Source organism: Streptomyces sp. NPDC023573 (assembly GCF_055559735.1).
Genome location: NZ_JBVHKB010000007.1, coordinates 164,192 through 189,011 on the forward strand (window position 1 = coordinate 164,192; position 24,820 = coordinate 189,011).

The window sequence follows — 24,820 nt, forward strand, 5'->3', positions numbered from 1 at the left end:
CGCCACTCGTACCGGACGGGACCGCGCCCGCCGGACACGTCCGGGTCCGCCGGTTCCAGGATACCGGTGGCGTTTTCGCATGAACGGCTCCCACGGGGTAACACGCCTGATGCATCCAGCCCGGGCGTCACACCGAACCGGGCCCGAACCGGAAGGGGTTGACGAGAGTGAAACAGCACGACGCACCGACCGCGAACCGACGGGAGCGTCGGCCATGACGACCGTGGTGATCATCGTTGCCGTCGTCCTCGTGGCCGCGCTCGCCTTCTTCTTCGTCGTCCGTGGCCGTAGGACCGGCGGGCGTGGGCTGCAACGCCGCTTCGGACCCGAGTACGACCGGACGGTCGCCCGTCACGACGGCGACACCGCTGCGGCCGAGCACGAGCTCTCCGAGCGGGTGAAGCTGCACGGCTCGCTGTCCGAGCGGCCCCTGCGCCCGGAAGCCCGTGAGGCGTACGCCCGCCGCTGGACAGAGATACAGGAACAGTTCATCGACTCCCCCAGGGAGGCGGTCGTCGAGGCCGACGCGCTCCTGGCAAAGCTGGCGCACGACCGGGGCTTCCCGGCCGGCGACAGCTTCGAGGAGCAGACGGCCGCCCTCTCCGTCCACCACGCCGAGCAGGTCGACGGCTACCGCAGGGTGCACACGGCCGTGCGGGGCCAGGGCGGCACGGAGGAGATGAGGAGGGCCCTGATCGAGTCCCGGGCCCTCTTCGACGTACTTCTCGCGGACGCACCGGCCGAGCCGGCCCGGACGGGCCGGCACGAGGCGAAAGGCAGCGCAGCAGCATGACGAACCGCACCGAGCACACGACCGAGCCCGTCTCCGCCACCGAGCCCCCGCCCGTCGACGCTCCGGGGACCATGTCCGCCAGGACGCCCGGAGCCGCACGGGACGCGGCCCCGGCAACGGCGGCCGGGCCCATGACCGGCAGGAGCGTGGACCCCGAGCCGAGGAGCGGAGGGCCGGGAGATCTCAGCGTTCCGCCCGCACCTCGGGCGGCCCCCGCCGCGCCAGGGCCCGAGCGGACCGGCCACCACGGGACCATCGCCACCGGCACCGGACCGCTGATCCCCCCGGACGACCAGGACAGGCTCGCGCTGCGCATGCAGCAGGCGGTCACGGACTTCGTCGAGAGCCCCCGGCGGGCGGTCGAGGAGGCGGACGCCACGTTCGACCGGATCGTGTCCGGCCTGACCGAGGCCCTCGCGGAACGCAGGCGCGTCCTGCGCGCCGGCTGGCAGGAGCAGGACACCGAGGCCCAGACGGAGGAGCTGCGCATAGCGTTGCAGCGCTATCGGGACATCGGCGAACAACTGCTGAGGATCTGAGCGGCACGCCTGCCGTACACCGGCCCGGCTCCACGTCCCCCGACGCGGCGCCGGGCCGGCCCGCGTCCGGGGCGGGTCCGCCGTGCCGGGCGCGGGCCGGGACCGTCAGGCCGGGACGGCCAGCTCGGCGCGCAGCCGCTCGGCCACTGCCGGGGGCAGGCGCAGCGCCTTCCCCAGATAGCCGTCGAGTCCTCCCCAGCGCTCGTCCATCGCGTCCAGGGCCGCCTCGAGATAGCGGGGCCTGGCCTCGATGACGGCGGAGGCGATGTCCGGGTCGCCTCCCTCGTCGAGAAAGCGCCGCACCGCGGGCCCGAAGGCTGCGCGCACCGCCCGGTTCACCGCCAGGAACTCGGCGCGTACGACGTCACGGGAGGCGCCCGCCATCATCAGCAGCAGGGCGGTGGCCCAGCCCGTCCTGTCCTTCCCGGTCGCGCAGTGGAAGAGCAGTGGTCTCGCGCGCGGATCGGCGACGGTGTCCAGGAAGGCACGGTAGGCGGCCGCCGCGCCCGGCGAGAGGACCATCCTGCGGTACGTCCCGGCGAACAGTTCCTCCGCCTTCCCGCCGCCGAGCAGACCGGCTGCTCCGTCCGGGTCACCGAGCAGCGCCTTGAGCCGCGCCGGCGTCACGCCCGGGTCGTCACCGAGGACGTCGGCGACGAAGAGCCTCGCGCCCGTCGGCAGCCGGTCCGGCGCCCATCGGCGTTCATCGGCGGTACGCAGATCGACGACGGTGCGGATGCCGAGCGCGGCCACGGCCATGTCGTGCTCCGCGTCGAATTCGCTCAGCTGGCCCGAGCGCAGCAGGATTCCCTGGCGCAGGCGGCGGTTGCGCCCCAGGGCGATGCCGCCCAGATCGCGCAGGTTGACAACGGTGGAGGCGGGGACGGCCCGGGCGGTCTGCACGATGAACTGCCTCTTTCCCGACAGACTGCAGGTCGGAATCAACGTCGCACGGCGTGCGAATATCGACAAAGGGACGTGAGGTACCGGGACACCGGTGGTGAACTCAGTCGGCGAGGATCCTTGTCTTCTGTGCGGCGAATTCCGCGTCGGTGAGGACGCCCCGCTGCTTCAGATCGGCGAGTCTCTCGAGCAGCGTGATGACATCGTCCCCGCCGTCCGCCGGGACGCGCTCGTGCGCCAGGAGAAGGCCGCCCGCCTCCTGGACCGCCCGGGTGAGGGGCACCGACCAGAGGTCTTCCCACACGATCAGCGCGGCAGAGCCCTCTTCGGGCAGACGTTCGAGCACCTCGAGATCCGTGATCCGCGGCAGGCCGGCATCCCGGTCGCCCGGTGGTTCGAACGGCACGAGCCCCTGGGGGTCCATCTCCCGCAGTTCGACGTAAGCGAGGGTTCCGCCCGCATCTCGGCGGGCGAAGGCCAGATCGAGGATGCGTACCGCCTCGGATCCGACGGCGTCGGCCAGTACGGGCGCGATCGCGTCGGAGAAACGGCCGCCGGGAAAGGTGACGACGAGGTACTCCACGGGTCCCACGGCCATGGTGCGTCCTTCCCGTGCGGTTCTGGATCGACAGCAGCTTAACTTCGGGCAATCCGTTACGCACTGTGAAAAATGATGGCAGAGCGGATAGAGGCGCAACGCGCGCCGCCGTCGGCAGCCGTGGGAACGTGGTGGGGTGACCCTGGAAGACCTCGTCCGGCTGCGCCGGGCCCGGGACCGTATGGACCGCGACTACGCGGGGCCGCTCGACGTCACCGCTCTCGCCCGCGTCGCTCTCATGTCGCCGGGCCACTTCTCCCGCAGCTTCCGCGCCGCGTTCGGGGAGACGCCGTACAGCTACCTGATGACGCGCCGGATCGAGCGTGCGAAGGCCCTGCTGCGGCGGGGCGATCTCACGGTGACGGAGGTCTGCTTCGCGGTCGGCTGCACCTCGCTGGGGTCGTTCAGCTCGCGCTTCACCGAGCTCGTCGGCGAGAGCCCGAGCGCCTACCGGGCCCGCCCCCATGACGCGGGCGCCGCCGTACCGGCCTGTGTCGCCAAGGTCCTCACGAGACCGGTCAGGAATGGAGAAGCGAAAGCCTCCCGCCGCCCGTAGCGTCATCAGCATGGAAATCAGCCTTTCAACCTGCTTCATCGCCGTCGACGACCACGACAAGGCGCTGGCCTTCTACCGGGATGTCCTCGGCCTGGAGGTGCGCAACGACGTCGGTTTCGAGGGGATGCGCTGGGTGACCGTCGGCGCACCGTCGCAGCCCGGTGTGGAGATCGTCCTCGAACCGCCGCTCGCGGACCCGAACGCCTCCTCCGCCGACAAGGCGGCCATGGCGGAACTGCTGGCGAAGGGTCTCCTCCGCGGTGTCATCTTCCGCACCGACGACTGCGACGCCACCTTCGAGCGCATCCGCGCGGCGGGCGGCGAGGTGCTCCAGGAGCCGGTGGACCAGCCGTACGGCGTCCGGGACTGCGCCTTCCGCGACCCGTCCGGCAACATGCTGCGCTTCAACCAGTCCCGCAGCTGATTCCGCCCCGGAACGGAACCGTCCTCTGATAGACAACCACCGTTGCCGCGACGTGCCGGTGACGCCGCCGGGGACCGCGCAGGCGGCCCGCGTGACAGATGGAGAAACCACAAGCATGGCCACGAGGACGGACAGGCGGCCGCCCACGCCGCATGTTGCCGACAACCACGACCTGATCCGCGTGCACGGCGCGCGCGTGAACAACCTCAAGGACGTCAGCGTCGAAATCCCGAAGCGCCGGCTGACGGTGTTCACCGGCGTCTCCGGCTCGGGCAAGAGCTCGCTGGTGTTCAGCACCATCGCCGCCGAGTCGCAGCGGATGATCAACGAGACCTACAGCGCCTTCGTGCAGGGCTTCATGCCGACGCTGGCGCGTCCCGAGGTCGACGTACTGGAGGGGCTCACCACCGCGATCATCGTCGACCAGCAGCGGATGGGAGCCGATCCGCGGTCCACGGTCGGTACCGCCACCGACGCCAACGCGATGCTGCGCATCCTCTTCAGCCGGCTCGGCAAGCCGCACATCGGCCCGCCCGGCGCGTACTCCTTCAACACCGCGTCGGTCCGGGCGAGCGGCGGGATCACCGTCGAACGCGGTGCCGCGAGGACCAAGACCGTGAAGGCCACCTTCCACCGCACGGGCGGCATGTGTACGCGCTGCGAGGGCCGGGGCTCGGTCTCCGACATCGACCTCACGCAGCTCTACGACGACTCGAAGTCGCTCGCCGAGGGCGCGTTCACCATCCCCGGCTGGAAGTCGGACAGCCAGTGGACCGTGCAGGTCTACGCCCAGTCGGGATTCGTCGACCCGGACAAGCCGATCCGTGACTACACCGAGAAGGAGCTGCGGGCCTTCCTCTACGGGGAGCCGGTCAAGGTCAAGGTCAGCGGCGTCAACCTCACCTACGAGGGACTGATCCCCAAGATCCAGAAGTCGTTCCTGTCCAAGGACAAGGAGGCGATGCAGCCCCACATCCGGGCGTTCGTGGAGCGCGCGGTCACCTTCACCACCTGCCCCGAGTGCGACGGCACCCGGCTCAGCGAAGCAGCCCGGTCGTCGAAGATCGAGCGGATCAGCATCGCCGACGCCTGCGCGATGCAGATCAGCGATCTGGCCACATGGGTGAGCGAGCTCGACGAGCCCTCGGTCGCGCCCCTGCTCGCCGCACTGCGGCACACCCTGGACTCCTTCGTGCAGATCGGTCTCGGCTACCTCTCGCTCGACCGTCCGGCGGGCACGCTCTCGGGAGGTGAGTCGCAGCGCGTCAAGATGATCCGTCACCTCGGCTCCTCGCTCACGGATGTCACCTACGTCTTCGACGAGCCCACCATCGGCCTGCACCCCCATGACATCCAGCGGATGAACGACCTGCTGCTGCGCCTGCGGGACAAGGGCAACACGGTGCTCGTCGTGGAGCACAAGCCGGAGACGATCGCGATCGCCGACCATGTCGTCGACCTCGGCCCCGGCGCCGGTACGGCGGGGGGCACCGTCTGCTTCGAGGGGACCGTCGAGGGCCTGCGCAAGAGTTCCACCGTCACGGGCCGCCACTTCGACGACCGGGCCGCCGTCAAGGAGTCGGTGCGCAAGCCCACCGGCGCGCTGGAGATCCGCGGGGCGTCACTCCACAACCTGCGGGACGTCGACGTCGACATCCCGCTCGGGGTGCTGACCGTCCTCACCGGCGTGGCCGGTTCCGGCAAGAGTTCGCTGGTGCACGGCTCGGTCCCCGCCGGGGAGAACGTGGTGTCGGTCGACCAGAGCCCGATCAAGGGTTCACGGCGCAGCAACCCGGCCACCTACACCGGACTGCTCGACCCCATCCGCAAGGCGTTCGCCAAGGCCAACGGCGTGAAACCGGCGCTGTTCAGCGCCAATTCCGAGGGTGCCTGTCCGACGTGCAACGGCGCGGGCGTCATCTACACCGACCTGGGGATGATGGCCGGCACCACGTCGACCTGCGAGGACTGCGAGGGCAAGAGGTTCGACGCGTCGGTCCTCGAGTACCGCTTCGGCGGCCGGGACATCAGCGAGGTGCTCGCGATGCCGGTGGCCGAGGCCGAGGAGTTCTTCGGGACCGGCGAGGCGCGCACGCCGGCCGCGCACCGCGTCCTCGTCCGGCTCGCCGACGTGGGGCTCGGCTACCTGACCCTCGGACAGCCGCTCACCACGCTCTCCGGCGGCGAGCGGCAACGGCTCAAGCTCGCCACCCACATGGCCGAGAAGGGCGGTGTCTACGTCCTCGACGAGCCGACGGCGGGTCTGCACCTCGCCGATGTCCAGCAGTTGCTCGGTCTGCTCGACCGGCTCGTCGACTCCGGCAAGTCGGTCATCGTCGTCGAGCACCACCAGGCGGTCATGGCACACGCGGACTGGATCATCGACCTCGGGCCTGGCGCGGGTCACGACGGCGGCCGGATCGTCTTCGAGGGCACACCGGCCGACCTCGTGGCCGGCCGCTCCACCCTCACCGGCGAGCACCTGGCGGCCTACGTCGGAGCCTGACCTGCGCGGCCTCGCGCCGGCCGGGGTGCCGGCGCGGGGCCGCGCCGCGGTTCGAGATCCACCGGACAAGGCGGCATCACCCAGCGGTTCCGGCACATTTCGGAGAGTGCAAGGTCACAGCGAGTGGCCCTGCTGCTCATCGGTGTGCTGACCTAGCATCTGAGCATGACGGTCCTGCCTGCTGACGGGCTCTCCCGGGCCGCCGAGTTCCCCGACCCCTCCCACGACCAGTGGCAGAGCCTTGTCGAAGGCGTCCTGCGCAAGTCGGGCAAGGAAGTCACGGGCTCGGCCGCCGAGGAAGCGCTGTCCACCGCGCTCGGGGACGGGCTCACAGTCCGCCCCCTGTACACCTCCACCGACTCATCGGCGGACCCCGGTCTGCCCGGCTTCGCACCCTTCACCCGGGGCAGCAGGCCGGCGGGGAACACCACGGACGGCTGGGACGTGCGCCAGCGCCACGCGCTGGCCGACCCGGTGCGCCTCAACGAGGCCGTGCTCGGCGATCTGGAGAACGGCGTCACGTCGCTCTGGCTGGCCGTCGGCGGGCCTGGTGGGGTCCCGGTGTCAGGCCTCGCCCGCGCACTCGAGGGCGTCCATCTCGACCTGGCTCCCGTCGTGCTGGACGCGGGCGCCGATCCCGGGCCCGCCGTCCGTGAGTTGCTCGGGCTCTACGAGGTCCGGGGCATGGCGAAGGAGACGGCACGGGGCAGCCTCGGGGTGGACCCGCTCGGGCAGGCCGCGCGCAAGGGCACGGAGCCGGAGCTGAGCGACGCCGTCCACTGGGCCCGGGTGTGCTCCCGTGAGTATCCCGGGCTGCGGTCCCTGGCCGTGGACGCGCTGCCGTACCACGAGGCGGGCGGTTCGGCCGCCGAGGAGCTGGGGCTCTCGCTGGCCACCGGTGTCGCCTATCTCCGGGCGCTGACGTCGTCGGGACTCTCCGTCGAGGAGGCCTGCGCGCAGCTGGAGTTCCGGTACGCCGCCACGGCCGACCAGTTCCTGACGATCGCGAAGCTGCGCGCCGCCCGCAGGCTCTGGGCCCGGGTCGCCGAGGTCTGCGGGGCCCCGGACGCGGGGGCGCAGCGGCAGCACGCCGTGACCTCGTCGGTGATGATGACGCGCCGCGATCCATGGGTGAACATGCTGCGGACGACGCTGGCCTGTCTGGGCGCGGGCGTCGGCGGAGCCGAATCCGTCACCGTACTGCCGTTCGATCACGCACTGGGGCTGCCGGACGCGTTCGCCCGGCGGATAGCCCGCAACACCTCGACGATCCTGATGGAGGAGTCGCATCTGGCCAGGGTCACGGACCCGGCGGGCGGTTCCTGGTACGTCGAGCGGCTGACCGATGAACTCGCCTCTGCCGCGTGGGCGTTCTTCCAGGAGGTCGAGCGGGCCGGCGGTCAGGCCGCCGCCCTCCGGTCCGGCATGGTGCGCGAGCGGCTCGCGGCCACATGGGCGGCGCGGAGCAGGGATCTGGCCCGGCGCAAGGAGCCGGTGACCGGAGTCAGTGAATTCCCGTCCCTCGACGAGCGTCCCGTGGAGCGTGAGCCCGCACCCGCCTCGCCGCGGGGCGCCGGGCTGCCCGAGGTCAGGCGCGACGAGGCGTTCGAAGTGCTGCGGTCCAGGTCGGACGCTCACCTCGCGGCCACGGGCAGCCGGCCGAAGGTGTTCATCGCCGCGATCGGGCCCGCCGCGGTGCACACCGCGCGGGCCTCCTTCGCCGCGAACCTCTTCCTGTCGGGCGGCATCCAGCCGGTCCACGAACCGGCTTCGGTGGACGCGTCCACCGCCGCCGAGGCCTTCACGGCCAGCGGGGCGACGATCGCCTGTCTGTGCTCGGCCGACCCGCTCTACGCCGAACAGGGCGAGGCCGTCGCCTCGGCCCTCAGGGCCGCCGGCGCCGAACAGATCTTCCTCGCGGGACGGCCCGGCGAGTACACCGGGGCCGACGTGCAGGTGTTCGCCGGCTGCGACGTGGTCTCCGTCCTCTCCTCCGAACTCGACCGCATGGGAGTGGCGTGATGCAGACCCCCGAGACCCGCACGGTCTCCGCAGGGACCCCCGTACCGGACTTCTCCGGCATCGCGCTGAACGGCGAGCCCCCGGCCGAGGTCTCCGAGGACCGGTGGCGGGCCGCGGTGAAGGAGTCGGCCGACCGGTCCGAGGACGAGCTGCTCTGGGAGACGCCGGAGGGCATCGAGGTCAAGCCGCTGTACACCGGACGGGACCTGGAGGGGCTCGACTTCCTCGGGACCTATCCGGGTATCGCGCCGTACGTGCGCGGTCCGTACCCGACGATGTACGTCAACCAGCCCTGGACGATCCGTCAGTACGCCGGGTTCTCCACGGCCGAGGAGTCCAACGCCTTCTACCGGCGGAACCTCGCGGCCGGGCAGAAGGGCCTGTCCATCGCGTTCGACCTGCCCACCCACCGCGGCTACGACAGCGACCACCCCCGGGTCACGGGTGACGTCGGCATGGCGGGCGTGGCGATCGACTCGATCTACGACATGCGCCAGCTCTTCGACGGCATCCCGCTGGACCGGATGTCGGTGTCCATGACGATGAACGGCGCCGTGCTGCCCGTACTCGCGCTGTACATCGTCGCCGCGGAGGAGCAGGGCGTCGCCCCCGAGAAGCTGGCCGGGACCATCCAGAACGACATCCTCAAGGAGTTCATGGTCCGCAACACCTACATCTATCCGCCCGGCCCCTCGATGCGGATCATCTCCGACATCTTCGCGTTCACCTCGCAGAAGATGCCCCGGTACAACTCCATCTCGATCTCCGGCTACCACATCCAGGAGGCCGGCGCGACGGCCGACCTGGAGCTGGCGTACACCCTGGCCGACGGGGTGGAGTACCTGCGGGCCGGACAGGCGGCGGGCCTGGACGTGGACGCGTTCGCGCCCCGCCTCTCCTTCTTCTGGGCGATCGGCATGAACTTCTTCATGGAGATCGCGAAGCTGCGGGCAGCCCGGCTGCTCTGGGCGAGGCTGGTCGGGGAGTTCGGCCCGAAGAACCCCAAGTCCCTCTCGCTGCGCACCCATTCGCAGACCTCCGGCTGGTCCCTGACGGCACAGGACGTCTTCAACAACGTGACCCGTACGTGCGTGGAGGCGATGGCGGCGACGCAGGGGCACACGCAGTCACTGCACACCAACGCGCTCGACGAGGCGCTCGCGCTCCCGACGGACTTCTCGGCGCGGATCGCCCGCAACACCCAGCTGCTGCTGCAGCAGGAGTCCGGCACCTGCCGGGTCATCGACCCGTGGGGCGGCAGCGCGTACGTGGAGAAGCTGACCCACGACCTCGCGGCGCGGGCCTGGCAGCACATCGAGGAGGTCGAGGCGGCCGGCGGCATGGCCAAGGCCATCGACGCGGGCATCCCGAAGCTCCGGATCGAGGAGGCCGCGGCACGTACGCAGGCCCGGATCGATGCCGGGCGCCAGCCCGTCATCGGCGTGAACAAGTACCGGGTGGAGACCGACGAGAAGATCGATGTGCTCAAGGTCGACAACTCCTCGGTGCGCACCCAGCAGATCGAGAAGCTGCGCCGGCTGCGCGAGGAGCGCGACGAGACGGCCTGCCAGGACGCCCTGCGTGCCCTGACGGCCGCGGCGGAGCGGGACCCGGGGCCGGGACTCGAAGGCAATCTGCTGGCACTGGCCGTCGACGCCGCCCGGGCCATGGCCACGGTCGGCGAAATCTCCGACGCGCTGGAGAAGGTGTACGGCAGGCACGCGGGCCAGATCCGTACGATCTCCGGGGTGTACCGCGAAGAGGCAGGAGAGTCCCCGTCCGTGGACCGCACCCGCACACTGGTCGACGCCTTCGAGGAGGCGGAGGGGCGGCGTCCGCGCATCCTCGTCGCCAAGATGGGCCAGGACGGTCATGACCGCGGCCAGAAGGTGATCGCGACGGCCTTCGCCGACCTGGGCTTCGACGTCGATGTCGGCCCGCTCTTCCAGACGCCCGGCGAGGTCGCCCGGCAGGCGGTCGAGGCCGACGTGCACGTCGTGGGTGTCTCGTCGCTCGCCGCCGGTCACCTCACGCTCGTGCCCGCGCTGCGCGAGGAGCTGGCCGCCGAGGGCCGGGAGGACATCATGATCGTGGTCGGCGGGGTGATACCGCCGCAGGACATCGAGGCGCTGCACGAGGCCGGTGCCGCCGCGGTGTTCCCGCCCGGCACCGTGATCCCGGACGCCGCCCACGATCTGGTCACGCGGCTCGGTGCCACGCTCGGCCACGAGCTGTGAGCCGCTGACCGATGGCGCGGGACATCGACACCGACGCATACGTACAGGGTGTGCTCGCCGGGAAACGCGCGTTCGTGGCACGCGCGATCACCCTGGTCGAGTCCACCCGCCCCGATCACCGGACGGCGGCGCAACGGCTGCTGAGCGAGTTGCTGCCGCATTCGGGGCGGGCCAGGCGCATCGGGATCAGCGGGGTGCCGGGCGTGGGGAAGTCCACGTTCATCGACGCGCTCGGCACCATGCTGACGGGACTCGGGCACCGGGTCGCCGTGCTGGCCGTGGACCCGTCGTCCAGCCGTACGGGCGGTTCCATCCTGGGCGACAAGACGCGGATGGAGCGGCTGGCCGTGGACGCGCGGGCGTTCGTACGCCCCTCCCCCACCGCGGGAACCCTCGGCGGGGTGGCCAAGGCGACCCGCGAGTCCATCGTGGTGATGGAGGCCGCCGGCTACGACGTGGTGCTGGTCGAGACGGTCGGCGTGGGACAGTCGGAGACGGCGGTCGCCAACATGGTCGACACCTTCCTGCTGCTCACCCTGGCGCGCACGGGCGACCAGCTGCAGGGCATCAAGAAGGGTGTCCTGGAGCTGGCGGACGCCATCGCGGTCAACAAGGCCGACGGCCCGCACGAGCGTGACGCCCGCTCCGCGGCACGTGAACTTGCGGGTGCGCTGCGCCTGATGCACCCCGTGGACGCGGCTTGGACTCCCCCGGTGCTGACGTGCAGCGCCAGGGAGTCGACCGGTCTGGACGCGTTGTGGGAGCGGCTGGAGCAGCACCGCACGCTCCTGGAGTCCACGGGGAGGCTGTCGGCCAAGCGCCGTGAGCAGCAGGTGGACTGGACCTGGGTGATGGTCCGCGACGACCTGCTGGACAGCCTGCGCAGCCATCCCGCGGTGCGTACCCTCGCGCCAGAGCTGGAACAGCGCGTCCGTGCGGGCGAGTTGACGGCGACCCTGGCTGCCGGGCAGCTCCTGCGGGCGTTCCGCGGGGAAGTCTGAGGGCCGGGCCCCGGCCGCCTCCACCACTCGGAGGCGGCCCGGCCGGGGCCCCTCTTGCCGGGCCCCGGCCGCTCCCAGGAGCTGAGGAGGGGCCTCCGGGGCCACCCCCTTCCCTTCGTCGGCCCGGCATGGTACGTTGCGATCAGCACACGTGAACGCCCGAATCGGGCGCCGGTGCTTCTCCCCCCGCTGTTGCGCCCGCCCTTCAAGGACCGGCGATCCAGCTTCTCGCACCATCTCTTCCGTCCGGTCCGGGCCTCTTGAGCCCGTCGTACGAGGCGTGATTCCGCCGCCTTGCCTTCGCCGGACCCCTCATTCGCCATGTCCGCGAAAGGACCCGCCATGACCAGCACACTCGAACGACCCGTGGTCCGACAGGACCAGCCCGTCCGCACCGTCGGTGTCCTCGACACCACGGACAACGGACACGGCGTACTGCGCACCGACGGTGGCCATCCCTCATCCCACGACGTCCAGGTGCCGCCCGCCCTGATCCGGCGGTACGGCCTGCGCAAGGGCGATGTCGTCGACGGGACGTGCGAACGCCCCCGTGCCCTGTCCGGCGTCGACTCCGTCAACGGCCGTGCGGCGCACGAGCTCCGGGGCCGGCCGCACTTCCGTGACCTCACCCCGCTCCACCCCCGGGAGCGCCTGCGCCTGGAGAGGCCGGACGGGGGCCCGGCCCCGCGGATCATCGATCTCGTCTCCCCCGTCGGCAAGGGGCAGCGCGGCCTGATCGTCGCGCCTCCGAAGACCGGCAAGACCGTGCTCCTGCAGCAGATCGCCGCGTCGGTCGCCGTCAACCACCCCGAGTGCCACCTGATGGTGGTCCTCCTGGACGAACGGCCCGAAGAGGTCACGGACATGCGCCGTTCCGTGCGCGGTGAGGTGTACGCCTCCACCTTCGACCGGCCCGCCAAGGAGCACATCGCGCTCGCGGACCTCGCCGTGGAGCGCGCCAAGCGGCTGGTCGAGCAGGGCCGCGACGTCGTGATCCTCCTCGACTCCCTCACCCGTCTGTGCCGCGCCCACAACAACAGCGCGGGGGCGGGCGGGCGCACGCTGAGCGGTGGCGTGGACGCGTCGGCGCTCATCGGCCCCAAGAAGCTGTTCGGGGCGGCCCGGCTCGCCGAGGAAGGCGGTTCGCTCACCATTCTGGCGACCGTGCTGGTGGACACCGGCTCACGCGCCGACGACTACTTCTTCGAGGAGCTCAAGAGCACCGGCAACATGGAGCTCCGCCTCGACCGGGAGTCCGCGGACCGGCGGGTCTTCCCCGCGGTCGACATCACCCCTTCGGGCACCCGCCGCGAGGAACTCCTGCTGTCCTCGGGAGAGCTGGCCGCCGTACGGGGGCTGCGGCGGGCCCTGCGGTCGAGGGACGCGCGGACCACGCTCGAAGCGCTGCTGGACAAGATCCGCCGGACGCCCGACAACGCCGCCTTCCTCCGCCAGGTCCAGCGCACCGTTCCGGACGCGTGAACGACGCAGGCGACCGGGCCGGGCGCGGAGGCGGGCGCGCCGGGCACGCCCGCCCGGCCGCTCAGCCCGTGGCACCCAGTGCGTCGGAGACCAGGGCGCGCGCCTCGTCCTGGACCCTGGCAAGGTGTCCGGCGCCCTGGAAGCTTTCCGCGTACACCTTGTAGACGTCCTCCGTGCCGGACGGGCGGGCCGCGAACCACGCGCTGTCGGTGCAGACCTTGAGCCCGCCGATGGCCGCGCCGTTGCCGGGCGCCTCGGTGAGCACGGCCGTGATCGGCTCACCGGCCAGCGTGTCGGCGGTGACCTGCTCCGGGGAAAGCCTGGCCAGCACCGCCTTCTGTTCACGGGTCGCGGGTGCGTCGATGCGGGCGTAGGCCGGATCGCCGAACCGGGCGGTGAGTTCCCCGTAGTGCTGGGAGGGCGTCGAGCCGGTGACGGCCGTGATCTCCGAGGCGAGCAGGGCGAGCAGGATCCCGTCCTTGTCCGTCGTCCACACCCTGCCGTCGCGCCGCAGGAAGGACGCCCCGGCGGACTCCTCTCCACCGAATCCCAGGGTGCCGCCGAACAGCCCGTCGACGAACCACTTGAAGCCCACGGGAACCTCCACGAGTTGCCGGCCCAGGTCGGAGGCGACCCGGTCGATCATGGAGGAGGAGACCAGGGTCTTGCCGATGCCCGTGCCGGCCGGCCAGTTCTCCCGGTGGGAGTAGAGGTAGCGGATGGCCACGGCCAGATAGTGGTTCGGGTTCATCAGCCCGCCGTCCGGCGTGACGATGCCGTGCCGGTCGGCGTCCGCGTCGTTGCCGGTGGCGATGGTGTAGGCGTCGCGCCGCTCGATCAGCGAGGCCATGGCGTAGGGCGAGGAGCAGTCCATACGAATCTTGCCGTCCCAGTCCAGCGTCATGAAGCGCCAGGTGGGATCGGCGAGCGGGTTGACCACCGTGAGATCGAGCCGGTGGCGCTCGGCGATCCGCCCCCAGTACGCGACCGAGGCCCCGCCGAGGGGGTCGGCGCCGATCCGGATGCCGGCGTCGCGCACGGCGTCCAGGTCGAGAACGGCCGGGAGATCGTCGACGTAACCGGTCAGGAAGTCGTGCCGTCGGGTGGTGTCGGCGGCGAGTGCCCGGGCGTAGGGAATCCGCCGGACCTCCTTCAGCCCGCCCTCGATCAGGGCGTTGGCCCGGTCCTGGATCCAGGAGGTGGCGTCCGAGCCGGCAGGGCCGCCGTGCGGCGGGTTGTACTTGAAGCCGCCGTCGGCGGGCGGGTTGTGCGAGGGCGTGACGACGATGCCGTCCGCGAGGCCGCTCCCGCGGTCCCGGTTGTACGTGAGGATCGCGTGCGAGACGGCAGGGGTGGGGGTGTAGCCGTCGTCGCTGTCGATCAGGACGGTGACACCGTTGGCGGCCAGCACCTCGACGGCCGTGATCCGGGCGGGTTCGGAGAGGGCGTGGGTGTCGGCCCCGAGGTACACCGGCCCGTCCGTGCCCTGCCGCTCCCGGTAGTCGCAGATGGCCTGGGTGGTGGCGGCGATGTGGTCCTCGTTGAACGCGGCCGCGAGCGCCGATCCCCGGTGCCCCGACGTCCCGAAGGCCACGCGCTGGCCGGGCTCACCCGGGTCCGGGTGGACCGTGTAGTAGGCCGTCACCAGCCGTGCCACGTCCACCAGGTCTCCGGGCTGCGCCGGCTGACCGGCCCGTTCGTGAACCATCGATTCTCCTCTGTCCTCATCGGCCGTTCGCGGACCGCCACCGGGCGGACGATCATCACGAGTTGTACCCGATACTGCCTCCTCGGCCGCACACCCGGGTACACGGCCCTGCCCGGCAGTAGACACGGCACACGGCGGATCCCGTGGCCGTTTCGCCATGGCCGGCCGGTTCGCGGGGAAAGGGTGCCGGGACGCGGCGGGCCCGGAGAGAATGCCGCGCCGGACAGCCGGAACACGGGTATCCGGAATTCTGGCACCAACGGGACGGTAATTGAGGTGCTTTACGCCTGACGTATCCGGAACCCCCGGGGATACACCGTCGGAATACTCCCTCGGGAGCGGTGACGCACAGCTCGGCCATCATGCGGCACAGCGGCGGACAGGGACAGCCATATCCGTCTGACACGCCGCAGAAATCGAGGAACAGGTGGCCGGAGACTTGGCAGGGGTAATCCATCCCGACACGAGCGCGAGTCATACGTGTTTTCCCACGTACGGTCTGCCACAGTGCAGTTCGGTTTTACTACTTGATCTCCGCCGCCATATTCCTTGCCGCCGGTGTTTACCCGAACCGGCTCTTCGGGGGCATGTGAAAGAGAGCCGTGCGTGCTGCAGAAGAGTTGCACCGAGGAAAGTCGACTGACAGTCCTCCACCTGGTCCAGCCGGTGGAGGGAGGAGTCGCACGGGTCGTGACCGACCTCGTCGCGGCACAGGTACGAGCAGGACTGCGGCCCGTCGTGGCCTGCCCGCCGGACGGAGCCCTGGCGGCCGGCGCGTCCACCGCCGGGGCGCGGGTGTGTTCCTGGCCCGCGGAGCGCGGCCCCGGCCCCCGGCTCGGCCGGGAGGTTCTCACCGCCGGCCGTCTGATCCGTGCCTGCGCTCCCGACGTGGTCCATGCCCACAGCGCCAAAGCGGGACTCGCCGGGCGGCTGGCCGTGCGCGGCCGGGTCCCGACGGTCTTCCAGCCGCACGCCTGGTCGTTCGAGGCCCTGGAAGGCCGGGCCGCCGGACTGGCGGCGGCGTGGGAGCGGTTCGGGGCGCGGTGGAGCGACCGCATCCTGTGCGTCAGCGAGTCCGAGCGCGTGTCCGGGCAGCGCGCGGGTATCACGGCGCGCTGGTCGGTCATCCACAACGGCATCGATCTGGGCCGCTTCCGGCCTGTCTGCGGGGATGCCGTCGCGTCGGCCCGTGGATCGCTCGCGCTGCTGGACGGGACCCCGGCCGAGGTGCCCCTGGTCGTGTGCGTCGGACGCCTGAGCCGGCAGAAGGGCCAGGACGTGCTGCTGCGGGCCTGGCGCACGGCGTCGACGGGAGGCGCGCGGCTGGTCCTGGTAGGCGACGGACCCTACGGGGACGAGCTGCGCCGCACCGCGCCCCCCGGTGTTCTGTTCGCGGGCGAGAGCGCGGATGTGCGGCCCTGGATCCACGCGGCGGACCTGTTGGTCCTCCCGTCACGCTGGGAGGGGATGGCGCTGGCCCCCCTCGAGGCGATGGCCTGCGGCACCCCGGCCCTGCTGACCGACGTCGACGGCGCCAGGGAGAGCCTGCCGCCCGGGCACCTCCCCCACTGCCTGGTGCCGCCCGGGGACCCCGCGGCTCTCGCGGCGGCGCTCACCAGACTGCTGGGCGACCCGGCCCTGCGGGCGCGACTGGGCCGCACCGCGCAGAGCCGCACCCGGGCGGTCTTCGACGTGACGAAGACCGCCGGAGCGGTCCTGCGCCTCTACGAGGAACTTGTCGGCCAGTCCCGCCCCACGACGAGGAAGCGCACCGAGCGATGACGACGGAGAGTGCACCTGTCCCCCGAGCCGCCCAGGCAACCGCCGTACGGCGCGCCGCCACCGCGATCCGCCCGCCGCGCGGCGGCGGGGAGGACACCCCGGCCCCACGGATCGCGGGAGGCCGGCGAGGCCGGGCCCCGGCCGCGCTCCTGGCATCCGACGTGCTCGCACTCGGCCTGGCCGTGGCCATGGTCGCACCCGGGCTCTGGCCGCCGGTCGTCGCTCTTCTGCAGGCGGCCACGCAACTGCTCCTCAACGCGTACCGGGGGCTGTACCGGACCGGGCTCTCCCCCTCGGCGCCGGCCGAACTGCCCGCGCTGGCGGGGCTGGCAATGGTGCAGTGGTATGTCGTCGCCGAGGCCGTGTCCGCGTACGACCCGGGCCTCACCGCCGGGTGGACGGCGCTCGGCTGCGCGGCCGGCCTCCAGACCCTGGTGAGCTGCGGGGCGCGCGCCGTGGTCCACCGGTCCCGGCTGTGGTCGGCCGCGCGTCATCCGCGGTCCACCCTGGTGGTGGGGGACGGTCCGCTCGCGGACCGGGTCGTCTCCGTGCTGCAGGAGCACACGCGGTACGGGATGCGGCCCGTCGGCCGGGTGGCGGGATCCGGTCCGGCCGGGGACGGGACGGCGGGCGCGCCCACGGGCGGAGCCCGGCTGCCCGTCCTGACGTCGGTGCAGGACGCCGGCCGGGCGGTCGTGCAGAACTCCGTGCGGCATGCCGTCTTCACGGCCCCTCCCGAGGCCGCGCCCGACGGGGCGGAGCTCGTCGCCCTGTTCGCGCGGCACGGCTGCCGGATGTGGCTGATCACCGATCAGGCGACCGTCGTCCGGTACCGGACCGCGCCCCGGCCGGACCATGTGTGGGGCTTCGCGGCCCACGCGCTCCACGCCGGACCGCACCGCCCGGTGGCGCACCGGGTGAAGCGGGCCATGGACGCCGTCCTGGCCATGACGGCCCTGGTCGTGGCCTCCCCGGTGATGGCCGCCTGCGCGCTGGCCGTGCGTCTGTGCGACGGCCCCGGCGTCATCTTCCGCCAGGAGCGGATCGGGGGCTACGGGCGGCCGTTCGTCCTGCTGAAGTTCCGCACACTGCGCCCGGCCGACGCGCACGAGTCGGCCACCCGGTGGAACGTCTCGTCGGACCGGCGCATGAGCCGCGTCGGCAGGCTGCTCCGCCGGACGTCGCTCGATGAGCTGCCGCAGCTGTGGAACGTCGTACGCGGCGACATGAGCCTGGTCGGGCCGCGCCCCGAACGCCCCTACTTCGTGCAGCAGTTCAGCCTCGCCCATCCCGGTTACCGGTCCAGGCACCGGATGCCCGTCGGCATCACGGGACTGGCCCAGGTGCACGGCCTGCGGGGCGACACCTCGATCGAGGACCGGGCGCGCTTCGACAACCGGTACATCGATACCTGGTCGCTCTGGCAGGACCTGTGCGTGCTGGCGCGCACGGCCGGCTCGGTGTTCCGGCTAGGAGGCAGCTGACCCGTGACCCTCACCGTGGCCTCACCGCCCGTCGTCCCGGCCGCCCAGGAGCAGGCGCCCCCGCACGGGTGGCGCGACCGTTGGCCGTTGCTGCCGCTGATCGCGACCGTCCTGCTCGTGGCCCTCCCGGCCGACGAGGCGTCACCCTGGCCGGTGGCGGGCGTGCCCGCGGCCGATCTCCTGTCGGGGGTGGCCGTCCTCGTCTGTGTGGGCTGTCTGCTGTTCGAGCGGCGGCGTCCGCTCACGCCGGCCGCGGCGGTCGTGCTGGGGCTCCCGGCCGTCGGACTCGCCCTGGCCACGGTCACCGCCACGGACCCGGTGGCGGCCCTGCCGGGATTCGTGCGGTACCTGCAGATCTTCGTCCTCGTGCCGGCCGCCGTCCTTCTGCTGGTCAGGGACGCCGCGGGGTTCCGGGCCGTCGCGGGCGCACTCGTCCTGCTGGCGGTCGTCCAGGGTGCTACGGGGGTGCACCAGTACGTCACCGGAACCGGCGCCTCCTACATGGGGGAGGACATCCGCGCCGTGGGCACGTTCGGCCCCAGCGATGTGATGGGGATGGCCACGGTCGTCGGCTACGGCCTGGTGGCGGCAGCCGCGTACGCGCTCCGCACCCCCGTCGGCACTCCGCGCCGGCTGAGGTCGTACGCCCCTGTGACCGCCGCGCTGCTGCTCGTCCCGCTCACGCTGTCCTTCAGCCGGGGAGCGTGGATCGCGACGGCCGCCGGGGCCCTCGCCGTGATCGTGCTGACCGGGCTCCGACAGGCCGTCCGCGCGCTGGCCGTGCTGGTCGCTGCCGGAGTCGTCCTGGTGGGCGGTTTCGGCGTCGGATCCGAGATGATCTCGCAGCGGCTCACCAGCATCGCCGAGGTGACCAGCGCCCCCGACCGGTCGGTCAACGACCGTTACGCCATGTGGGCCGCCGCGGCGGGGATGTGGCGGGAGCGGCCCGCGACCGGTGTCGGTCTGAAGGGCTTCCCCGCCCACCGTGACGGGCACGCCTCGATCGGGCTCTCGGCCGGCAGCGACACGGCGGGGGCCGGCCAGGAGTTCCGTAAGCAGCCGCTGCTCTCCCCTCACAACATGTACCTGCTGGTGCTCAGCGAGCAGGGGCTGATCGGCTTCACCGCGCTGGTGGGCTCCTGGGCTGCGCTCCTGGCCGGCGGGGTGCGCAGGCTGGTGCTCGCGCGGGCCCGGGGGGCCGCGGCCGTCGACTGCGGTCTCGCCGCCGTCGGGCTGATGACCTGGCAGACGGTCGACTTCCTGTACGCGGACATCGGCGGCCCCTCGACCGTCCTGACCGGCATCGTGCTGGGCCTCGCCGCGTGGTGGGCGCTGGCCGGGCCGGAGAGGACGACCGACGCGTGAGCGGGACCGTCACGGAGGCGACGGCCACGGGAACGTCCACGCAGGATGCCCCGGCAGGGCCCGGGCGCTTCCTCGCCCGGGCGGCGGGTGGCGCCGCCGGACTCACCGTGATCGCCGCGCTGCTGGGTCTCTTCCGCGACCAGGCCCTGGCCCGGCTCTTCGGTGCCAGTCACGCCAGCGACGCCTTTCTGATCGCCTGGACGGTCCCGGAGATGGCGGCCACGCTGCTGATCGAGGACGGCATGGCGCTGCTGCTCGTGCCGGCGTTCAGCCTGGCCCTGACCCGGCGTGCGGCCGGCGGCCACACCCAGGACCCGGTCCGCGCCCTGGTCGCCGACACGCTCCCCCGGCTGTTCGCCGCACTGGCCTGCGCCGGAGGGCTGCTGGTCTGGGGGGCGCCCTGGACCGTCGCGGTCCTGGCTCCCGGGCTGGACGACCCCCGGCTCGCGGTGGACTGCACACGTCTGACGGCCGTCACCGTCCTCACCTTCGGGGTCACGGGATACTTCAGCGCGGCGCTGCGGGCGCACAACAGATTCCTGGCGCCGGCCGGCGTCTACATCGCGTACAACGCCGGCATCATCGCCATGACGCTGGCGCTGCACTCCGTCTGGGGGGTGCGTGCCGCGGCCGCGGGGGTCGCCGTCGGCAGCCTGCTGATGATCCTCACCCTCCTGCCCACGTTCCTGCGGCTGGTGCCCGCGCGGCGCGGGAAGCGTGCGCCCCGGGAGCGTGGTTCCGGTACCGCCCTTCTCGGGGCGACGGTCCTGGCGCCGGTCGTCCTGTTCGTGGTGAGCCGTCAGTCGCAGGTCTTCGTCGAGCGGTTCCTCGCGTCGTCGCTGCCGGACGGGGCCATCTCTCATCTGAACTACGCGCAGAAGGTCGCGCAGCTGCCGATGGTGCTCTCCATGATGATCTGCACGGTGACCTTCCCCGTCGTCGCGCGGGCCATGGCGGCCGGGGACCGGGAGGGTGCCCGCCGGCGGGTCGAACGCGATCTCGCCCTGGCAGGGACCGTGGTGCTGCTGGGCACGGCGACGGTGCTCGGCTGTGCGCCCCTTGTCGTCGAAGTCCTCTTCCAGCGCGGCGCCTTCGACGCGGCGGACACCGCCGCCACGGCCGGTGTCATGCGGGTCTACGCGCTGGGCCTGCTCGGCCACACACTGGTCGGCGCCCTGTGCAGGCCGTTCTTCTCGGCCGGCCGGCCGACCTGGTACCCGCTCGGCGCGATGGGCGCGGGACTCCTGGTCACCACCGTCGCCGGGGTGCTGCTGACCGGCCCCTTCGGTGTCCACGGCATCGCCGCCGCCAATGCCGTCGGCATCAGCACGGCGGCCCTGCTGATGCTGCTGGGGCTCGGCTCCCGGGCGGTGGCCGTACGGCCCGGGGCCGTCGCCCTCTCCCTCGTCCGGCCTGCGGTCGCGGCGGCGGTCGCGGCGGCCGGCGGCCGGCTGGCCACGGAGCTGGTGCCGGGACCGCTGCCGGGTCTGGCGGCCGGCTGTCTGCTCGTCCCCGTGGCGTTCCTGCTCACCGGGCTCGTACTCCGGGCTCCGGAAGCCGTTCATCTGCTGGCACTCATCCGACAGAGGTTTCCTCATGACCGCTGACACCTCGGCGCCCCCGGCCCGGACGCTCCCTGCCGGGTCCCGGCCGTGGATCCTGACCTATCACTCGGTGAGCGACCCCACGGACGATCCGTACGGCATCACCGTCTCCGCCGGCCGTCTGGACGAGCAGCTCACCTGGCTGCGGCGCCGGGGGCTGACCGGCGTCGGTATCTCGGCGCTGCTGCGCGCGCGGGCCTCCGGGAGGCAGGGGCTGGTCGGGCTCACCTTCGACGACGGGTACGCCGACTTCCTCGACGAGGCCCTCCCGGTCCTGCGCGCCCACGGCTGCACCGCGACGGTGTTCGTCCTGCCCGGTCGGCCCGGCGGGTCCAACGCCTGGGATGCGCTCGGCCCGCGCAGGCCGCTGCTGACCGAGGAGGACGTCCGTACCGTCGCCGCGGCGGGTATGGAGATCGGCTCGCACGGAATGCTCCACCGGGATCTGACGGCGCTGCCGGACGACGAACTGCGCGAGGAGACGCACGGCAGCCGTGAGGCGTTGCGGCGCGTCACCGGGCAGGCGCCGTCCGGCTTCTGCTATCCGTACGGCACGGCCGACCGCCGGGTGGCCGAGTCCGTGCGGAAGGCGGGATACGCGTACGGATGCGCCCTCGTCCCCGGCTCCCTGTCGGGGCCGTACGCCCTTCCCCGCACGCATGTCAGCCACGCCGACCGGGGTGCCCGTCTGCTGGCCAAGGAGGTGCGGCACCGGCTGCGGCACCGCTCCCCCCGCGCCGGGCGGCCGGGTGACGCCGGGTGAGGGCGCTGCACGTCATCACAGGCCTCGGGATCGGAGGGGCCGAGCAGCAGCTGCGGCTGCTGCTGCGGCATCTGCCGGTGCGCTGCGACGTCGTGACGCTCACGAATCCGGGAGCGGTCGCGGAAGGACTCCGGGCCGACGGCGTCCGTGTCCGGGACCTGGGGATGCGGAGCAACCGGGACCTCGGCGCCGTACCCCGGCTGGCCCGGCTCATCCGCCGCGGCTCGTACGACCTCGTGCACACGCACCTCTACCGGGCCTGTGTCTACGGACGGATCGCGGCCCGCCTCGCCGGGACCACCGCGGTGTCGACGGAGCACTCGCTGGGCCGCGCGGAGATCGAGGGGCGGCCGCTCACCCGCTCCACCAGGCAGCTTTATCTGCGCACCGAGCGGCTCGGGGCGGCGACGGTCGCGGTCTCCGACACCGTCGCGAGCAGGCTGCGCGACTGGGGGGTGCCGGCCGCCCGGATCCACACCGTCCCCAACGGCGTCGATGTGGCGGCGTTCCGCTTCGACGGCGCTCGACGGCACGCCACCCGGGCCCTGCTCGGCCTTCCCGACGCGGCGTTCGTGGTGGGGGGTGTGGGCAGGCTGGTCCCCGGCAAACGCTTCGACGTGCTGATCCGCGCGGTCGCCGCCCTCCCCGGTGTCCGGCTGGTCCTGGCCGGGGACGGGCCGGAGGCCGGGGCGCTGCGCGCTCTCGCCGCCCGGCTCGGGGTCGCCGGCCGCGTCAGGTTCCTGGGCGAGTGCGGTACCTCGGGGGCCGGCCCCGGCGTCCCGGCGGTGCTCAGTGCCGTCGACGCGTTCGTCTCGGCGTCCCGCGAGGAGTCCTTCGGACTCGCCGTCGTCGAGGCCCTGGCGGCCGGGCTGCCGGTCGTGTACGCGGCCTGCCCCGCGATCGAGGACCTCCCGGCGGACCGCGTGCGGGGCGCCACCCGTATCGGATCCGGAGCCGGCGCTGCCGATCCCACGGACGAGCTGACGGCCGAGCTCCGGCGCCGCGTGGAGAGCGGCGCCCGAAGGCTGCCGCCACCCCCCGCCGTGGACCACTACGACATCAGGCTCAGCAGCCGGCGCCTCATGGACGTCTACGCACAGGCCATCGACACGACAGCAGTCCCACCGACCGAGAGAGCACCCTCATGACCGACTCGCCCGAGCAGCAGCCGGCCGTCCGCGGACGGTTCCGCAGGCTCCGCCCCGCATTCGCACGGACCGGGTGGTGGCTGCCGCTGCCCGCCGGTGTCCTGCTCGGAGCGGCCTGCGGATTCTCGTACGGTCTGCTCGCCACGCCCGAGTACGCGGCCACCAGCTATGCCATGGTCACCGCCGGGAAGGACATCGATCCGGCCGCCGCGCTGGGGTACGCGCAGTCGTACGGCCGCCTGGCCACCAGCGACGCCACCCTCTCCTACGCCAAGGGCGCCGCCGGGGAGCCCGTGCGCGAACTGCGCACACATGTACGGTCCGAGACCTCTCCCGACTCGCCCATGATCTCGGTCACCGGCACGTCGGCCGATCCGGACCGTGCCGCGGACATCGCCAACGCGGTGACGGAGGCGGTGGTCGTCAGCAGCGGGCACGTCGCGAAGGAGACCGGTGTGAAGCTGGTCAAGTTCTCGCACGCCGTACCTCCCGTCGACCCCGTGTCCCCGTCCGCGCCGCTCGGGACGGCCGTGGGCGCGAGCGCGGGAGGACTGGCCGGCGGACTGGTCCTGCTCGTCCGCCCCCGCACCGGACGCCGGGGCGTCACGGCCCAGGTGCCGGGTCCCGCCCAGGGCGGGAGCACCGTCGAGAGGGAGCTCGCGCGATGAACACCGACCGACACGGGCGGCTCACCGTCACCCTCTGCAGGGACCTGCCGGACTTCGCGGACCTCGCGGCGGAGTGGGACGCGCTGCACCGCCGTTGCCCCACCGCGACGCCGTTCCAGAGCCACGCGTGGCTCCACTCGTGGTGGCTCTCCTACGGGGTCCCGGGCCGGCTCCGGGTCCTCCTGGCGCGCCGGGGAGGACAGCTGATCGGGGCGGTTCCGCTGATGCTCGTACACCGGCCTATGCCTCTGCTGGTGCCGATGGGCGGCGCGATCTCCGACTTCTTCGACATCCTGGTGGACGGCGAGGACACCCGGGCCGCGGTCACCGCCTTGGAGCGCGGGCTCCACCGGGCCGCCGCGCACACAGTCGTCGACCTGCGGGAGGTGCGGCCCGACGCCTCGGTCCACCTGCTGTTCGAGGCGTGGGGCGGTGCCCGGAGCAGCCGCGAGGACTCGACCTGCATGGAGCTGCCCGCCGAGCCGGTCGACGCCCTCATCGGGCGGATGACCGGTTCCCGCGCCCAGCGGGCGCGGGCCAAGCTGCGCAGGATCGACGCGCTCGGCATCGAGTGCCGCACCGCGCCCGTACACCGGGTGGCGGGCGCCGTCGGCACCCTGCTGCGGCTGCACGAGCTCCAGTGGCTCGGCAGAGGGGTCAACCCGGAGCATCTGCGGCCCCGGTTCTGCGCGCATCTGGTGCGCTCCACCCGCCGTATGGTGCGCGACGGCGAGGCCTCGGTCAGGGAGTTCCTGCTCGACGGGGAGGTGGTGGCCGCCGATCTGTCGTTCCGGACGGCGCGGCTGACGGGCGGTTATCTCTACGGGGCCGATCCGCGGCTCAGGGAGACGAAGGTGGATGTCTCCGCGATGCTGCTGCGCGAGATCGCGCGGGAGGCCGGGGGCGCGGACCGCGGTGTGCTGAGCCTGCTGCGCGGGTCGGAGCAGTACAAGAGCCACTGGGGTCCCGTGCCGGTCGTCAACCGGCGTCTGATGCTGGCCCGTCCGGCGCTGGAGCCGTTGCTGCGGCTGCGTGAGACGCAGGTGGACGTGCGGGACCGGGCGGCGGAGACGGTGAGAGCCCGCTTTCCCGCGGCGCGGGACTGGCGCGGCCGGATCGGCGAGCTGCCGGCGGCCGGGGCCGCCTTCCTCGGTCTGAGTTGAGCCGTGATGATGAGTTTTGCGGCGATCCGTTACCGTCTGTCGACTTCGGCGTTGTCAGGGCATACCGGCCGCAC

General features: G+C 72.4%; 20 protein-coding genes. 17 read left to right on the plus strand and 3 right to left on the minus strand.

Features of this window, described 5'->3' with window-relative positions; translation table 11 throughout:
- The first annotated feature begins 214 nt into the window (after positions 1–214).
- Together ACZ32T_RS23130 and ACZ32T_RS23135 are read left to right on the plus strand one after the other, a co-directional pair.
- Complete coding sequence (locus tag ACZ32T_RS23130; protein ID WP_467269064.1) at positions 215–793, plus strand: hypothetical protein; 579 nt, start codon at positions 215–217, stop codon at positions 791–793.
- Entirely contained in the window at positions 790–1,332 is a 543-nt protein-coding gene (locus tag ACZ32T_RS23135) for a hypothetical protein (RefSeq protein ID WP_467269062.1), read from the plus strand. Before ACZ32T_RS23130 ends, ACZ32T_RS23135 begins: the two co-directional genes overlap by 4 nt.
- Positions 1,333–1,437: 105 nt before the next feature.
- Here the strand turns inward: ACZ32T_RS23135 and ACZ32T_RS23140 are convergent, their stop codons facing one another.
- Together ACZ32T_RS23140 and ACZ32T_RS23145 are read right to left on the minus strand one after the other, a co-directional pair.
- On the minus strand, positions 1,438–2,235 hold the full coding sequence (locus ACZ32T_RS23140; RefSeq protein WP_467269060.1) for a tyrosine-protein phosphatase: 798 nt from the start codon (positions 2,233–2,235) through the stop codon (positions 1,438–1,440).
- 103 nt (positions 2,236–2,338) lie between these two features.
- Positions 2,339–2,833 carry a DUF6325 family protein gene (locus ACZ32T_RS23145; RefSeq protein WP_467269058.1) on the minus strand — a complete coding sequence of 165 codons (495 nt, stop codon included), beginning with the start codon at positions 2,831–2,833 and terminating at the stop codon, positions 2,339–2,341.
- 136 nt (positions 2,834–2,969) lie between these two features.
- Here ACZ32T_RS23145 and ACZ32T_RS23150 point away from each other — a divergent pair, with 136 nt between their 5' ends.
- The 7 genes from ACZ32T_RS23150 to rho all read left to right on the plus strand — a co-directional run bounded on the left by ACZ32T_RS23150 (position 2,970) and on the right by rho (position 13,061).
- A complete protein-coding gene (locus ACZ32T_RS23150) occupies positions 2,970–3,389 on the plus strand; it encodes a helix-turn-helix transcriptional regulator (RefSeq protein WP_467368718.1) in 420 nt (139 codons plus the stop codon).
- 10 nt (positions 3,390–3,399) lie between these two features.
- Positions 3,400–3,813: a VOC family protein gene (locus ACZ32T_RS23155; RefSeq protein ID WP_467269054.1), complete on the plus strand. Its 414-nt coding sequence runs from the start codon at positions 3,400–3,402 to the stop codon at positions 3,811–3,813.
- A 115-nt stretch (positions 3,814–3,928) separates the two neighbouring features.
- Entirely contained in the window at positions 3,929–6,319 is a 2,391-nt protein-coding gene (locus ACZ32T_RS23160; protein WP_467368720.1) for an ATP-binding cassette domain-containing protein, read from the plus strand.
- A 165-nt stretch (positions 6,320–6,484) separates the two neighbouring features.
- Positions 6,485–8,341 (plus strand): methylmalonyl-CoA mutase small subunit, encoded by a 1,857-nt coding sequence (gene mutA, locus ACZ32T_RS23165; RefSeq protein WP_467368722.1) that lies wholly within the window; start codon positions 6,485–6,487, stop codon positions 8,339–8,341.
- Positions 8,341–10,578: a methylmalonyl-CoA mutase gene (gene scpA, locus ACZ32T_RS23170; protein WP_467269048.1), complete on the plus strand. Its 2,238-nt coding sequence runs from the start codon at positions 8,341–8,343 to the stop codon at positions 10,576–10,578. The genes mutA and scpA overlap by 1 nt, the downstream gene beginning before the upstream one ends.
- A gap of 11 nt (positions 10,579–10,589) precedes the next feature.
- Complete coding sequence (gene meaB, locus ACZ32T_RS23175) at positions 10,590–11,579, plus strand: methylmalonyl Co-A mutase-associated GTPase MeaB (RefSeq protein ID WP_467368724.1); 990 nt, start codon at positions 10,590–10,592, stop codon at positions 11,577–11,579.
- 342 nt (positions 11,580–11,921) lie between these two features.
- On the plus strand, positions 11,922–13,061 hold the full coding sequence (gene rho, locus ACZ32T_RS23180) for a transcription termination factor Rho (protein WP_467269044.1): 1,140 nt from the start codon (positions 11,922–11,924) through the stop codon (positions 13,059–13,061).
- A 61-nt stretch (positions 13,062–13,122) separates the two neighbouring features.
- On the opposite strand, the gene pgm is transcribed toward rho, so the two are convergent.
- Positions 13,123–14,769 carry a phosphoglucomutase (alpha-D-glucose-1,6-bisphosphate-dependent) gene (gene pgm, locus ACZ32T_RS23185; RefSeq protein WP_467269042.1) on the minus strand — a complete coding sequence of 549 codons (1,647 nt, stop codon included), beginning with the start codon at positions 14,767–14,769 and terminating at the stop codon, positions 13,123–13,125.
- A 606-nt stretch (positions 14,770–15,375) separates the two neighbouring features.
- On the opposite strand from pgm, the gene ACZ32T_RS23190 reads away from it, so the two are divergent.
- From ACZ32T_RS23190 to ACZ32T_RS23225, 8 genes are read left to right on the plus strand one after another with little or no spacing between them, the layout of a single operon-like run.
- Complete coding sequence (locus tag ACZ32T_RS23190) at positions 15,376–16,551, plus strand: glycosyltransferase family 4 protein (RefSeq protein ID WP_467269040.1); 1,176 nt, start codon at positions 15,376–15,378, stop codon at positions 16,549–16,551.
- Positions 16,548–18,035: a sugar transferase gene (locus ACZ32T_RS23195; protein WP_467368726.1), complete on the plus strand. Its 1,488-nt coding sequence runs from the start codon at positions 16,548–16,550 to the stop codon at positions 18,033–18,035. Before ACZ32T_RS23190 ends, ACZ32T_RS23195 begins: the two co-directional genes overlap by 4 nt.
- 3 nt (positions 18,036–18,038) lie before the next feature.
- Positions 18,039–19,400 (plus strand): O-antigen ligase family protein, encoded by a 1,362-nt coding sequence (locus tag ACZ32T_RS23200; protein ID WP_467368728.1) that lies wholly within the window; start codon positions 18,039–18,041, stop codon positions 19,398–19,400.
- Positions 19,397–21,007: a lipid II flippase MurJ gene (locus ACZ32T_RS23205; RefSeq protein WP_467368730.1), complete on the plus strand. Its 1,611-nt coding sequence runs from the start codon at positions 19,397–19,399 to the stop codon at positions 21,005–21,007. Before ACZ32T_RS23200 ends, ACZ32T_RS23205 begins: the two co-directional genes overlap by 4 nt.
- Entirely contained in the window at positions 20,997–21,767 is a 771-nt protein-coding gene (locus ACZ32T_RS23210; protein ID WP_467368732.1) for a polysaccharide deacetylase family protein, read from the plus strand. The genes ACZ32T_RS23205 and ACZ32T_RS23210 overlap by 11 nt, the downstream gene beginning before the upstream one ends.
- The gene (locus tag ACZ32T_RS23215; protein ID WP_467368735.1) at positions 21,764–22,915 is read left to right on the plus strand and encodes a glycosyltransferase; all 1,152 of its coding nucleotides are present in this window, start codon (positions 21,764–21,766) and stop codon (positions 22,913–22,915) included. The genes ACZ32T_RS23210 and ACZ32T_RS23215 overlap by 4 nt, the downstream gene beginning before the upstream one ends.
- Positions 22,912–23,583 (plus strand): YveK family protein, encoded by a 672-nt coding sequence (locus ACZ32T_RS23220; protein ID WP_467368737.1) that lies wholly within the window; start codon positions 22,912–22,914, stop codon positions 23,581–23,583. The genes ACZ32T_RS23215 and ACZ32T_RS23220 overlap by 4 nt, the downstream gene beginning before the upstream one ends.
- Entirely contained in the window at positions 23,580–24,746 is a 1,167-nt protein-coding gene (locus ACZ32T_RS23225; RefSeq protein WP_467269029.1) for a GNAT family N-acetyltransferase, read from the plus strand. Before ACZ32T_RS23220 ends, ACZ32T_RS23225 begins: the two co-directional genes overlap by 4 nt.
- Positions 24,747–24,820 lie beyond the last annotated feature (74 nt).

What these genes read in the sequence shown, in the direction of transcription:
- ACZ32T_RS23130 (WP_467269064.1), top strand. Translation starts at nt 215, where the DNA reads ATGACGACCGTGGTGATCATCGTTGCCGTCGTCCTCGTGGCCGCGCTC.
- ACZ32T_RS23135 (WP_467269062.1), top strand. Translation starts at nt 790, where the DNA reads ATGACGAACCGCACCGAGCACACGACCGAGCCCGTCTCCGCCACCGAG.
- ACZ32T_RS23145 (WP_467269058.1), bottom strand. Translation starts at nt 2,833, where the DNA reads ATGGCCGTGGGACCCGTGGAGTACCTCGTCGTCACCTTTCCCGGCGGC.
- ACZ32T_RS23155 (WP_467269054.1), top strand. Translation starts at nt 3,400, where the DNA reads ATGGAAATCAGCCTTTCAACCTGCTTCATCGCCGTCGACGACCACGAC.
- ACZ32T_RS23160 (WP_467368720.1), top strand. Translation starts at nt 3,929, where the DNA reads ATGGCCACGAGGACGGACAGGCGGCCGCCCACGCCGCATGTTGCCGAC.
- mutA (WP_467368722.1), top strand. Translation starts at nt 6,485, where the DNA reads ATGACGGTCCTGCCTGCTGACGGGCTCTCCCGGGCCGCCGAGTTCCCC.
- scpA (WP_467269048.1), top strand. Translation starts at nt 8,341, where the DNA reads ATGCAGACCCCCGAGACCCGCACGGTCTCCGCAGGGACCCCCGTACCG.
- meaB (WP_467368724.1), top strand. Translation starts at nt 10,590, where the DNA reads ATGGCGCGGGACATCGACACCGACGCATACGTACAGGGTGTGCTCGCC.
- rho (WP_467269044.1), top strand. Translation starts at nt 11,922, where the DNA reads ATGACCAGCACACTCGAACGACCCGTGGTCCGACAGGACCAGCCCGTC.
- pgm (WP_467269042.1), bottom strand. Translation starts at nt 14,769, where the DNA reads ATGGTTCACGAACGGGCCGGTCAGCCGGCGCAGCCCGGAGACCTGGTG.
- ACZ32T_RS23195 (WP_467368726.1), top strand. Translation starts at nt 16,548, where the DNA reads ATGACGACGGAGAGTGCACCTGTCCCCCGAGCCGCCCAGGCAACCGCC.
- ACZ32T_RS23210 (WP_467368732.1), top strand. Translation starts at nt 20,997, where the DNA reads ATGACCGCTGACACCTCGGCGCCCCCGGCCCGGACGCTCCCTGCCGGG.
- ACZ32T_RS23220 (WP_467368737.1), top strand. Translation starts at nt 22,912, where the DNA reads ATGACCGACTCGCCCGAGCAGCAGCCGGCCGTCCGCGGACGGTTCCGC.
- ACZ32T_RS23225 (WP_467269029.1), top strand. Translation starts at nt 23,580, where the DNA reads ATGAACACCGACCGACACGGGCGGCTCACCGTCACCCTCTGCAGGGAC.